A 12,927-nucleotide genomic window follows, 5' to 3' on the forward strand; every position below is an offset into this window, starting at 1 on the left:
CAAGCTATTCTTTTCAGTGGCTGTGTTAAACTGGGCTGTTGATTTGTGCTCCACTAAGGAATGCTCCTTGGAACAGTCATCGCAGGGACAGGCAGAGATCGCCTGTCCCTGCGATGACTGTTCCAAGGAGCATTCCTTAGTGGAGCACAAATCAACAGCCCAGTTTAACACAGCCACTGAAAAGAATAGCTTGCGGTTTTCTGAATTTTTTCTTATAATTCAAATAATGGGCGGTATCCTTGAGAGCTGCACCTGAAACTATTTTTTCATAATTTAAAAGGTTTCTGCCTAGATCCGTAGCACGGACCGGGACAGAGGGATAGAACATGTAAAAGAGTACCAAGATCCTCTGCCTTCAGAAGGATCTTTTTTGCGCTCTTTTTTAATCCCCTCTTCCTAATTAAAAGGAGGGAATGTAGATGAAGCAAAGTACAGATTTCTTGAAAATGAAAGAAAATAAGGAAAAAATTGTTATGCTTACTGCGTACGATTATCCATCTGCGAAACAAGCAGAACAGGCAGGAGTCGATATAATTTTAGTTGGAGACTCTCTTGGGATGGTCGTGCTGGGTTACGATTCCACGGTACCTGTAACGATGGAAGATATGATTCATCATGCAAAAGCTGTAAAACGAGGAGCTAAGGATACGTTTATCGTTGTTGATATGCCATTTTTAACCTATCATCTGTCCATTAAGGATACAATGCTAAATGCAGGCAGATTGATTCAGGAAACAGGTGCTCACGCTGTAAAGCTTGAGGGTGCAGATGATGTAATTGATAAAATCGAAGCCCTCACAAAGGCAGGAATTCCAGTTTGTGGCCATCTTGGATTAACTCCTCAATCCGTTGGCGTATTAGGCGGCTATAAAGTTCAAGGAAAAGATGCAAAAGCTGCAATGAAACTATTGGAAGATGCGAAAAAGTGTGAGGAAGCAGGGGCATTCGCAATAGTGCTTGAGTGTGTACCTAAGCAGCTTGCAGAGGAAGTATCAAAACATGTTTCCGTTCCTATTATTGGCATTGGAGCAGGGGCAGATGTGGATGGTCAAGTACTCGTCTATCATGATATATTAGGTTATGGTGTGGAGAGAGTGCCTAAGTTCGTAAAGCAATATTACAACTTAAACCCGTTTATTGTTGAATCCATACAAGCGTATGTAAAGGAAGTAAAATCAGAACAGTTTCCTGAAGATAAACACTCCTTTACAATGAAAGAACGTGAGCTTAGCGGACTTTACGGAGGTATTAAATGAGAGTCATTACCACGATAAAGGAAATGCAGGCTGAAATAAAAAAAATAAAATCTCAATCAAAATCAATCGGGTTTGTGCCAACCATGGGATTTTTACATGAAGGTCATCTTACTCTATTAAATAAAGCAAGATTAGAAAATGATAGTGTTGTTTTAAGTATTTTTGTAAATCCACTTCAATTTGGACCAACTGAGGATTATTCAACCTATCCCAGAGATTTTACCAGAGATCAATCATTGGCTGAATGTGAAGGGGTAGACATTATTTTTTATCCATCGGTAAAAGAAATGTATCCGCATTCTTCATCTGTTAGAGTGACAGTTCAGGAACGTACGGACGTTTTGTGCGGGAAATCTAGACCAGGTCATTTTGATGGTGTGACTACTGTTTTAACAAAGCTTTTTAATATTGTGTTGCCAACAAGAGCTTATTTCGGGATAAAGGATGCTCAGCAAGTCGCCGTAGTAGAGGGATTAATTTCCGATTTTAATTTTCCGATTGAATTAATTCCTGTAGACATTGTCCGTGAAGAAGATGGCCTTGCAAAAAGCTCTCGTAATGTTAATCTCATGCCTGAAGAAAGGTCACAGGCTGTAGTTCTATTTAAAAGCTTAACTGCCGCTAAAAAGGCCATAGAGGGAGGAGAACAGAACCCTCAAACAATTAAGGATCTAGTTTCAGACATGATTGGTTCAGAAACCCACGGACAAATTGATTATGTAGAAATCTACTCATATCCTCAATTAAAAGAAATAGAGAATTTAGAAGGCACATGTATCATTGCGCTGGCAGTTAAATTTTCAAAGGTTCGATTAATAGATAATATCATCTTAGATGCTACGCAGGGAATTGGAGGAGAGAAATAATGTTTCGGCACATGATGAATGGGAAAATCCACCGTGCTACAGTAACGGAAGCTAATCTAAATTATGTTGGAAGTATTACAATAGATGAAGATTTGCTAGATGCCGTGGGTATGGCGGCTAATGAAAAGGTTCAGATTGTTAATAACAATAATGGTGCTAGACTTGAAACGTATATCATTCCTGGAGAAAGAGGCAGCGGTGTGGTTTGTTTAAATGGGGCTGCTGCCCGGCTAGTTCAAAAAGGTGATATTGTTATTATCATCTCTTATTGCTTAGTTCCGGAAGAAAAAGTTCAAAGTCATCAGCCTAAAGTGGCCATTATGGGTGAATGTAACAAGATAATAGAAATGATCAATGCTGAACCAGCATTAACTATTATGTAACGAATCCCCTTTATCGGGGATTTTTTCTTTTTTTATGATTTTTTTATATACTGTAAGTATGGTTTTCTTTTTCTTTTACCTTTTTTGTGATACCGTTTTAATGAAGGTTTGAGGTGTTAGGTAGAATGTTAAATAAATTTGTTGTGGTAGACCTGGAAACTACAGGAAATAACCCCAAAAAAGGGGATAAAATAATCCAATTTGCTGCTGTGGTCATTGAAGAAGGGAAAATCACAGAAAGCTTCTCATCACTTATCAATCCCAAAAGGTCAATCCCTGCTTTTATTGAAGAATTGACACACATAGACGATGAGATGGTAAAGGACTCTCCATTATTTGCAGAAATAGCTCCGAAGGTTAACTCATTATTAGAGGGTGCTTATTTCGTTGCTCATAATGTTTTATTTGATTTGTCATTTTTGCAAGAGGAATTAATTCAAGCAGGATTTGAAGGCTTCTACGGCTCAGTCCTTGATACAGTTGAAATGGCGAGAATCATCTTTCCTACGGCTGACGGTTATAAACTTTCTGACCTAGCTGTAAGAGAGGACCTGCAGCATGATAGACCACATCAGGCAGATAGTGATGCGCAGGTTACTGCAGAACTTTTTCTAATTCTTGTAAATCGGTTATTTCAATTACCTGTATTGACTCTCAATCAGCTTTCACAGCTTTCAGGAGGACTTAAAAGCGATTTACAACAATTAATTGATGAAATCATTTTAGAAATAGACCCAAGCAGTCAAAAATGGCATGAATACGTTGAAATATGGAATACACTTGCCCTGAAAAAGATTCAAAGTCATTCATCATCGACTAGCAGGCAATTTAAGGATGATTACCAATTTCCACTCAGTGAAGAAGAAAAAATGAAGATGGTTAGTAAGGGTTTTACATCCTATGAAAAGAGAATAGGACAATTTCAAATGATGGATGGAGTTTACCAGGCTTTCCTTTCTGGAATGCATACACTCATTGAGGCAGGTACGGGTGTAGGGAAATCATTAGGATACCTGCTGCCCGTTGCGTATTTTGCAAAAGAGAGCAGGCTCCCTGTTGTGGTAAGTACCCATACTATTCAGCTTCAGGAGCAAATCATTCAAAATGAAATACCTTTGTTAACAAAGATTCTTCCTTTTGAAGTAAAGCCTGTTTTGTTGAAAGGAAGAAACCATTATATTAGTTTAGAAAAATTCGCCCTGTCCTTATTGGAGGAGAATGATAATTACGATACGACATTAACGAAAATGCAAATTCTTGTATGGCTGACTGAAACAAATACGGGTGATCGTGATGAGCTGAATCTCTCTAGCGGCGGAAATATTTTTTGGAACAAAATTAAGAATGAACAAACAATCTTTGCGATGAATAAACTTTGGCAGGAGAAGGATTTTTATTTACGCGCAAAGAATGAGGCTCAGGATGCGGATATTATTATTACCAATCATTCGCTGTTATTAAGTAATCTAAAAGCTGAAAAAACATTTTTGCCAGAGTTTGATTATGCCATTATCGATGAAGCTCATCATTTTGAAAAGGTCGCAAGCCAATATTTTGGCCGCACATTAGATTACCTCACAACCCGTTTGCTTCTAAGTCAATTTGGGCAAAATGATCAGCGACTTTTATTTCATGAACTAGAATCAATCCTTGATGCCCTAATAGCAAACAAGGGGAATTTAATACCATCTATAAAAATAAATCAACTTGCAGCAGATCTTTCCTATGAAATGGATGAGTTTTTTAAGCTGACTGCCCTTTATGCAAAATCAAGTACTCCTGAAAGAAGAGGTATAAATCGAGCAAAAGTCCGGTTTTTACGTGAAAAAGGAGGCAAAGAAAAAAATGCTCTTATCCATAGCGCAGAGAGGTTTGCCTTTCTTCTGAAGGATTTACAGAATGCAATCAGTGAGCGTTTAGAGTTAATTAAGAATCATAAAGAAATTTTAACAAGTAAGCAAAGAGGAAAAATGGAAGAAATCATTTCCTTTAGTAATGAACTAGAAGAACTTAGAAACACCGTTCAAGATTGCTTTATTAAAGAATCTAATGATGTAAAATGGATTGAGATTGATTTCCGTTCACAACAGAATGTAACCACCTTCTATGCCCAGCCTGCATTCGTAGCGGCTTCGCTAAAAGAAAGGTTTTTTAGTGTTAAAAGTGGCGTGGTTTTAACTTCAGCAACTCTTACAATTAACAATTCGTTTGACTACATGATAAATGAAATGGGACTCGTTAAAGAAACTACGCTAACCATGAATATACCTTCTCCCTTTGATTATAAAAATCAGGTGAAACTGTTAATACCTGAAGATTTACCAGAGGTGAATGCAACTGGTCTAGAGGATTACGTTATTGCGATTACGGAGCATATAATAACGGTCGCAGAGGCAACAAAGGGTAGAATGCTGATTCTCTTTACGGCTCACGACATGTTAAAGAAAACATTTGAGCTTATTAAAGAAAGTGGATTTCTAAATGATTATGCAATGATTGCACAAGGGATTACAAGCGGCAGCCGCTCAAGATTAACGAGGAATTTCAAACGTTATGAGAAAGCAATTTTACTAGGGACTAGCAGCTTCTGGGAGGGAATAGATATCCCGGGTGAAGACCTATCCTGTTTAGTAATTGTCAGATTGCCATTTAGCCCGCCAGACGAGCCGCTGACGGAAGCTAAGTGTCAAATAATCAAACAGCAAGGTGGAAATGCCTTTACGGAGTATTCATTACCTGAAGCGATTCTCAGATTTAAACAGGGATTTGGGCGTTTAATCCGCAGTGATAAAGACCGGGGAATCATGATGGTTTTTGATAAAAGGATTATTTCTGCAAAATATGGTAAGGACTTTTTGAAGTCAATACCACCCGTACCGATGAAAAAAGGAAATATTGACGAATTAGTCGAAATAATTTACAAATGGCTATAATGAAATCTGGAAAAATTACACATCCTATTAGTATGGAGGTATGTGTATGAGAAAATTATTACTTGTGGCAGCAATCTTTTTCCAATTTACTTCGATTGGAAGTGCCTCTTCTTATGAATATGGTAATGTAGAAAGTATCGATTTGAATTTGAAGGACCATGAAATTGCTGTCACCTTTTTTGGCTTAGGTGACGGGGAAGCGACCCTTATTCAAGGCTCTAATGGTGAGAATATTTTGGTTAATATGGGTGGAGAAGAAACAAGTGATGAATTGTGGGAAGTTCTCAAAACTTATGGTGTTAAGGAAATTTCAACACTAATCATTACGAACACTCAAAATCTTTTTCTTGACCAACTTACGCAAATTATTTCAAAATATAATGTAAATCAATTGATTGCAACAGCTGAAATAGCAAAGGAATTAACTAACATGTCACCTTCCTTTACGGAAGTAAAAGTAATTCCTTGGTCAGAGGGAATAACTCAAGTCCTTTTCCCAGATTTGTCTGCAGAGGTTCTATATGCAGGAATAGGAGAAAATGAAGGGATAGATTTTACGCTGCAATTTTTTAAGCATCGTTTATTTCTGATGACCTCGTCTAGTCAACAAGTGGAAGAAAATTTATTAAAGAAGAATTTAGATGATGTTACTATTTTTAAAGTGCCAAACTGGGCTAAGGAAGATTCGTTATCGGAAAAATTAATTCAACATGTTAATCCGCAAATATCGATTCTATTTGAATCAGAGCAGCATCAACCTGACCCCGATATTATCTATAACCTGCAGGATACATGGTCTGAAGTCTTTTTTACAAAAAAGCATGGTACCATTACGATAAAATTTACTGAAAATAACTATGAAGTATTCACTTTTCCAGTAGAAAAGGAAGACTATAGCTGATATTATTGCTTTAAAGAGATAAAGGAGGAATACAATGGAATCAAAAATAGAAGTCCTCTCAACCGTTAAACTTCAGCATAGTCCGGACTTATACAAAATTGTTGACGCCCTTAATCGAACATTAAAACAAAAGGATTTAATGTTTGGACTAGCACTCGATCAAGAAGATCAAAGTAAAGCTATTTTTACCATTTATCGTACATAAAAGATGTAAAGCGGAGGCGACTGTCCAACTTTGACGGACGCTTACAAGCCGGCACTGCAAATCCTGCACTTTGGATTTGTAGGGACGGATTGAAACGACCGAAAAGTTAGGAGCCGCAGCTAGAAGAAGTGGAGTACAATGAAAAAAATTATTTTATTTATAGTATTATTTATAGTAATTTGTGTTGGTGTTTTTATTAAAGTATATGCAACTGCCCAAGAACCTCTAAATGCTGCAGAAGAAAAGGCTGTTACCTTGGCAAAGGAAAAGGTCGAGCTAAACGAAGTCGAGGATTTTCAAATCTATCATGGAACAGAGACAGTAAATGTCATAGAGGGGAAAAATAAAAAGGGTGAAAATATTATCGTTTGGATCCCTGAGAAAAGCAAGAAAGTGATGTGGGATAAACGGAAAAACGGCATTTCTGAAGAGGATGCTGTCCAAAGACTGTTGGAAGAAAAAAATCCCAAAAAGATTATCTCAGTTAAAATAGGAATGGAAAACAATATCCCATTATGGGAAATTTATTACCGTTCTGAAAATAATTTAATAAATTATTATTATGTAGACTTTAAAACAGGTGAATGGCTAAAAAAAATCGAAAATTTATAGCTTCATGCGAGCAGGAGGAATAGGAATGGCAGTGAAATTAGCAAACAGAGTTATGACGCTTACACCATCAACAACATTAGCAATTACAGCAAAGGCTAAAGAATTAAAGGACCAAGGGGAGAATGTAATTGGTTTAGGTGCAGGTGAACCTGATTATAACACTCCACAACATATTTTAGATGCAGCAGTCCGTTCGATGAATGAAGGACATACGAAGTACACCCCTTCAGCAGGCTTACCTGCCTTAAAGAAGGCAGTCATTGGAAAATTAGAAAGAGACCAAGGTCTTTCCTATAAACCAAATGAAATCATCGTAGGGAACGGGGCAAAACACGTTTTATATACGCTTTTTCAAGTTCTCTTAAATGAAGGTGACGAAGTCATAATACCAACCCCTTACTGGGTAAGCTATCCTGAACAAGTTAAATTAGCCGGAGGCGTTCCGGTTTACGTGGAGGGATTTGAGTCACAGCAATTTAAGATTACAGCTCAACAATTAGAATCGGTGATTACTGAAAGAACCAAAGCAATAATTATCAATTCTCCAAGTAATCCTACAGGTGTTATTTATTCCGCCGAAGAACTGCAGGAATTAGGAAAATTATGCCTTGAAAGAAATATTTTAATCATATCAGATGAGATTTATGAAAAGCTCATTTATGGTGAACATAAGCATGTATCAATTGCACAGTTATCTCCTGAATTAAAGGAACAGACAATTGTAATTAATGGTGTTTCGAAATCACACTCCATGACAGGCTGGCGTATTGGTTATGCTGCAGGGAATAAAGAGGTTATCGAGGCAATGACAAACTTAGCGAGTCATAGCACATCTAATCCGACCACAACTGCTCAGTATGCCTCTATAGCTGCCTATAATGGTCCACAAGAGCCAGTTGAAGAAATGCGTCAGGCCTTTGAACATCGTTTAGAAGTTATTTATGAAAAATTAGTTGCGATACCTGGATTCACTTGTGTGAAACCTCAAGGTGCATTTTACTTATATCCAAATGTGAAGCATGCAGCTGAATTAACAGGATATCAAGATGTAGATGCATTTGTTGAAGCCCTGTTGGTAGAAGCAAAGGTAGCAGTAATCCCTGGCTCCGGATTTGGTACACCAGATAATATCCGTCTTTCCTATGCAACTTCACTTGATCTCTTAGAAGAAGCAGTGGCGAGAATGAAGGATTTTGTTGAGGCTAAGCGTCAACGTTAAAATATTGGATTTTCAATAAAAAGTCTGCCATTGCAGGCTTTTTGCTTTTCTTATAATATCTGGATATTTCAATCCCCTTACTGTGAGAGGATGTTCATGTTATACTAAGCAAGAGGTGTCGCAAAAAATGAAAACAAATATATTATCGTGGCTTCAGGAAGGTAATATAACGGTTCCTGCTCTATTATTCTCAGAGTACCGAAATATGAATCTTAATGAATATGAACTTGTTCTCTTATTAAATATTATGACTTTTATAGAAAAGGGAAATGACTTTCCCACTCCAGAAGAGCTATCGTCTCGGATGACGATTACTGTTTCAGAATGTAACGAAATGCTGCGAAGATTAATTCAAAAAGGGTTTATACAAATAATAGATGAATACTCTTCAGAGGGAATCAGGTTTGAGAAATACTCTGTTGGGCCTTTATGGGAAAAACTTGTAGACCAGTTTTTAATTAAAAATAAACAAACTCAAGAGGTCACTAAGAAGACAGACGAAAGTGATCTATACACATGCTTCGAGAAGGAATTTGGACGTCCTTTATCCCCGTTTGAGTGTGAATCACTGGCAATGTGGATGGATGATGACCATCACGATCCTATCATCATTAAGGCAGCATTACGAGAATCGGTCATGTCAGGAAAGTTAAATTTCCGATATATTGACAGGATTCTTTTTGAATGGAAAAAGAATGGCATAAAGACAATTGAACAGGCGAAAACTCATGGGCGAAAGTTTCGCCAAAAGCAGACGCCAAATCGACCGTCGCAAGATTCTCAAGCCCCTTCAACCAATTCTGTGCCCTTTTACAATTGGCTGGAACAATAAATTAACTAAACGAGAGGAGAAAATCTCTCGTTTGTTTCCATTTAAATTACTAACTGGCAGGTGAAATTACTTTGTTAAACAATACACAAATCCGTTTTTGTCTAGATCAAATGGGCGAGATGTTTCCTGATGCTCATTGTGAATTAGTACATTCAAATCCTTTTGAGCTGGTAATTGCGGTGGCATTGTCTGCACAATGTACGGATGTTCTCGTCAATAAGGTTACCAAGGAATTATTTAAGAAATACAAAACTCCAGAGGATTATTTAGCTATTCCTCTAGAAGAACTGCAAAATGATATTCGCTCGATTGGACTCTATAGAAATAAAGCTAAGAATATCCAGAGTTTGGCCAGGCTTTTATTGGATGAATATGGCGGTGAAGTGCCAAGGGATCGTGATGAATTAACGAAACTTCCGGGTGTAGGAAGAAAAACGGCAAATGTTGTCGTATCAGTGGCTTTTAATATTCCTGCTATCGCAGTAGATACTCATGTTGAAAGAGTAAGTAAACGGCTTGGTATTTGCCGCTGGAAGGATTCTGTGCTTGAAGTGGAAAAAACACTAATGAAGAAGGTACCAAAGGACGAGTGGTCTGATACTCACCATAGATTAATTTTCTTTGGCCGATACCATTGTAAAGCTCAAAACCCGCAATGCCCAAGCTGCCCATTATTAGAGCTGTGCAGGGAAGGGAAAAAGAGAATGAAAGGTAGGAAAGTCGCGAATGGATAATCAGCTAATCATCCCCTTCCTGGAAGAATTGGAACTAGAGGGTTTGAATGAAAATGTAGACCAAGCCATTTCAAATCTATTATCAGACTGGGAAAGAATAAAAGTTGAACTTGAGGGACTTTATCGGAATCGAGATCAAAAATCAACATTACAAGGGATGAAAAAAGGGATTGGCTTATTCATTCAATTTTTATATTGGTCCAATGATAGACAAATTAATTCTAAGGAACCTATTTTAATTAATCATTTAGTGATAACACCGGTTAATCTCGATGAAAGATTAGCTTATATCCTTTCAAGGCCGAACCTGTTCCATTCTTATCGCCAGCTTTCCGAGCTGATGACAGAACAAGCAAAACAATATGCAAAAAAAAATATCGTAAAAAAGCGTCTAAACCAAAAGGGCTAGACGCTTTTTTTGTATTGGAGATTTATCCCCCACTACCACCATTACCGTTACCATTGCCAGGCTCTGTGGTGACTGGTACATCACTGCCTTCGTTTCCTTCGTCTCCGTCTCCTTCACCAGCACCGTTACCATTACCATTGCCATTGCCATTACCATTGTCATTGCCATTACCATCACCAGCACCTTCATCTTGTTGGGGCAGTGGGATATCGATTGAAGTTGTAGCTGGGTCACTTCTCTTGTTACCAATAATCGCAACAACACTGATGCTATACTTCGTACCTGGAATTGGATTCTGAAGCGTAACTACTTTTTCTGAAATAGTTTCAGTTTTAGGTGCTACACCGTCAGAAATAGTTACTTCGAATTGAACAGCAGTATTTTCTGAATTGTTGTAATCCCAAGTTAGTGTCACTTCATTTTTTCCTGCATCATAAATTGCTTTTGGATTAACAGGTGCATTAATCTTGTTGTATTTCTCTGAAACCTTTTTTGGTGCATGACCTTTCACTGCATACTCCACAATAACTTCACTATCAGGTGTAAACTCACTTGCTAATGCAGGCGGTTTAGAACCTTTTTCAACTCTAACCTTTTGCACGTTATCGGGAACAGGGAAGTCAGGTGTTTCGATGTCTTTTGATACATATGCCATTAAATTCTTAAAGATTAGCTGTGCGATTCTCTGATCTGCACCCGGTTGAATAGGGGTTTTTAAATTGGAATAACCCGTCCAAACGGACGCAGTATAGTTAGTTGTATAGCCTGTAAACCATGCATCAGGTACAACCCTGCTGCTAGTAATGTTCCAATCTTTCATTTGTTTTTCTGAATAGTTGGTAGTGCCTGTTTTTCCAGCAACTGGAAGTCCCGGAACTCTTGCCGTTGTACCAGTACCTGGTGAAACCATAACGCTCTTTAACATATCGGTAACCATGAAAGCAGTAGAATCCTTCATAACAAGCTTTGATTCTGGTGCAGTATCAAGGACAGTACCATCTCGAAGCTCAATTTTTTTCACGGCATAAGGCTTTGTATACATTCCATTATTTCCAAATGCACTATAGGCTCCTGCCATTTGGAGAGGCGAAACTCCTACTGTTTTTCCTCCAAAACCGCCAATTGCATAGGATTCAAATATTTCCTTCAACGGTATCCCTAGGCTGATAGCGAATTCTTTTGCTTCTTCTAAACCAACCTGCTGAAGAGCCTGAACCGCTGGGGTATTTCTAGAATACTGCAAGGCAGTACGCATTGAAATTGGACCCATGTATTTGTCATCCCAGTTGCCAAACTCTTGACCGGTAGAATACTTTATTGGTTTATCATCAATCGTTTGATAGGTACCCCAATTTAGATATTCAATCGCTGGTCCATAGTCCAGTACAGGTTTGATCGTTGATCCAGGCTGGCGCTGGGTATCAATTGCATAGTTAAAGCCACGGCTAACCTCTTGGTTTCGCCCGCCGCCAATCGCACGGATTTCACCAGTTTTTGTATCGGTGAGAGCTATACCTGCTTGGAATTCTGCATCTGGATAGCTTATTACTTCATCGGTATTTAATAAGGTATTAACATATAATTGAGCGTTCTTATCAAGTGTTGTATGAATCGTTAATCCATCCGAGAAGATATCAAAGTCTCCTTGATCCTCAACCTCATCAATAACAGCGTCAACAAAAGAATCAAAAGGTTTTTCGTCTCTAACTCGTTCCTCTTCTTTAACCAATGTGGCTGTCACTGGAACACTTTTTGCCTCTTCCATTTGTTTTTTCGTGATATATCCATGCTGTTCCATTAACATCAAGACAATATTACGTCTTTTTTCTGCTAAGTCAGGGTGGTCAAATGGGTTATAATTATTTGGACTTTGCGGCATTCCTGCGAGCTGTGCAGCCTCAGGAAGGGTAAGCTCCTTTAATTCCTTACCATAAAATATTTTTGCAGCCGTCGCTAGTCCATGACTGTTTTCAGATACAAAGACTTTATTTACATACATTTCAAAAATTTGGTGCTTTGTGTATTTTTGTTCTAACTGATAGGCCATCCATGCTTCCTGCACCTTACGCTTCAAGGTTTTTTCAGGAGTTAAGAATGAATTCTTGATGACCTGCTGAGTAATCGTACTTGCTCCCTCAGAACCAAATCCTTCCCGGAAATTTGCTACAACAGCTCCAGCCAAACGGATAGGGTCCAAACCATGGTGTTTATAAAATCGAACATCCTCCACCGCTAAAACAGCATCTTCAAAAAGTTTTGGAATATCCTTATAGTTTACATATTCACGGTTTTCCGAGCCAACTTCTGCAATCAGCTCGCCATCTTTATCTAAAACTTTAGAGGAGATGGGGTCTTTTAATAATTTCGGATCAAGTTTAGGAGTATCCTTCACTAAATAAGCAAAAGTTCCAACGCCTGCCAAAATACCAATAATGCCAAGGGCAACAAGGATTAGAAAAATTTTCTTAACAATACCACTAGGTTTTTTCTTCGCCTTTTGTTTTCCTTTAGATTGTTGGAGTTTTTTACGGCGCTCCTCTCTCGATTCTGCCATGATTAATTTCCTTCCTTTCATAA

General features: G+C 38.1%; 13 protein-coding genes. 12 read left to right on the forward strand and 1 reads right to left on the reverse strand.

Translation table 11 applies throughout. The annotated features are described in order from the left end of the window. From CHI06_RS30195 to CHI06_RS04985, 12 genes are all read left to right on the forward strand, one after another. Positions 1-256, forward strand: a 256-nt coding sequence (locus CHI06_RS30195) for a hypothetical protein (protein WP_218833088.1), incomplete at its 5' end; no start/stop codon positions are given. 163 nt (positions 257-419) lie between these two features. Then, complete coding sequence (panB, locus tag CHI06_RS04935) at positions 420-1,256, forward strand: 3-methyl-2-oxobutanoate hydroxymethyltransferase (protein WP_095247316.1); 837 nt, start codon at positions 420-422, stop codon at positions 1,254-1,256. Further along, the gene (gene panC / locus CHI06_RS04940) at positions 1,253-2,122 is read left to right on the forward strand and encodes a pantoate--beta-alanine ligase (RefSeq protein WP_095247317.1); all 870 of its coding nucleotides are present in this window, start codon (positions 1,253-1,255) and stop codon (positions 2,120-2,122) included. The genes panB and panC overlap by 4 nt, the downstream gene beginning before the upstream one ends. After that, positions 2,122-2,505 (forward strand): aspartate 1-decarboxylase, encoded by a 384-nt coding sequence (panD, locus tag CHI06_RS04945; protein WP_095247318.1) that lies wholly within the window; start codon positions 2,122-2,124, stop codon positions 2,503-2,505. Before panC ends, panD begins: the two co-directional genes overlap by 1 nt. A gap of 125 nt (positions 2,506-2,630) precedes the next feature. Beyond that, positions 2,631-5,438 carry an ATP-dependent DNA helicase DinG gene (gene dinG / locus CHI06_RS04950; protein WP_095247319.1) on the forward strand — a complete coding sequence of 936 codons (2,808 nt, stop codon included), beginning with the start codon at positions 2,631-2,633 and terminating at the stop codon, positions 5,436-5,438. 46 nt (positions 5,439-5,484) lie between these two features. Next, entirely contained in the window at positions 5,485-6,339 is an 855-nt protein-coding gene (locus CHI06_RS04955; protein WP_095247320.1) for an ATP-dependent DNA helicase, read from the forward strand. Positions 6,340-6,373: 34 nt separating this feature from the next. After that, positions 6,374-6,544 carry a YpmA family protein gene (locus tag CHI06_RS04960; RefSeq protein ID WP_095247321.1) on the forward strand — a complete coding sequence of 57 codons (171 nt, stop codon included), beginning with the start codon at positions 6,374-6,376 and terminating at the stop codon, positions 6,542-6,544. A gap of 138 nt (positions 6,545-6,682) precedes the next feature. Then, positions 6,683-7,156: a cell wall elongation regulator TseB-like domain-containing protein gene (locus CHI06_RS04965; protein WP_095247322.1), complete on the forward strand. Its 474-nt coding sequence runs from the start codon at positions 6,683-6,685 to the stop codon at positions 7,154-7,156. Between the two features lie 31 nt (positions 7,157-7,187). Then, the gene (locus CHI06_RS04970) at positions 7,188-8,375 is read left to right on the forward strand and encodes a pyridoxal phosphate-dependent aminotransferase (RefSeq protein WP_142300924.1); all 1,188 of its coding nucleotides are present in this window, start codon (positions 7,188-7,190) and stop codon (positions 8,373-8,375) included. 127 nt (positions 8,376-8,502) lie between these two features. Next, positions 8,503-9,207 (forward strand): DnaD domain-containing protein, encoded by a 705-nt coding sequence (locus CHI06_RS04975; RefSeq protein ID WP_095247324.1) that lies wholly within the window; start codon positions 8,503-8,505, stop codon positions 9,205-9,207. 71 nt (positions 9,208-9,278) lie between these two features. Further along, the gene (gene nth, locus CHI06_RS04980) at positions 9,279-9,941 is read left to right on the forward strand and encodes an endonuclease III (RefSeq protein ID WP_095247325.1); all 663 of its coding nucleotides are present in this window, start codon (positions 9,279-9,281) and stop codon (positions 9,939-9,941) included. Next, a complete protein-coding gene (locus tag CHI06_RS04985) occupies positions 9,934-10,350 on the forward strand; it encodes a YpoC family protein (protein ID WP_095247326.1) in 417 nt (138 codons plus the stop codon). The genes nth and CHI06_RS04985 overlap by 8 nt, the downstream gene beginning before the upstream one ends. Before the next feature lie 22 nt (positions 10,351-10,372). On the opposite strand, the gene CHI06_RS04990 is transcribed toward CHI06_RS04985, so the two are convergent. Then, positions 10,373-12,904, reverse strand: coding sequence for a penicillin-binding protein 1A (locus CHI06_RS04990; RefSeq protein ID WP_095247327.1), 2,532 nt, complete (start codon positions 12,902-12,904; stop codon positions 10,373-10,375). Positions 12,905-12,927: the final 23 nt, after the last annotated feature.

The sequence above is a fragment of the Bacillus sp. 7884-1 genome (genome assembly GCF_002272245.1).
Classification (GTDB): Bacteria; Bacillota; Bacilli; order Bacillales; family Cytobacillaceae; genus Neobacillus.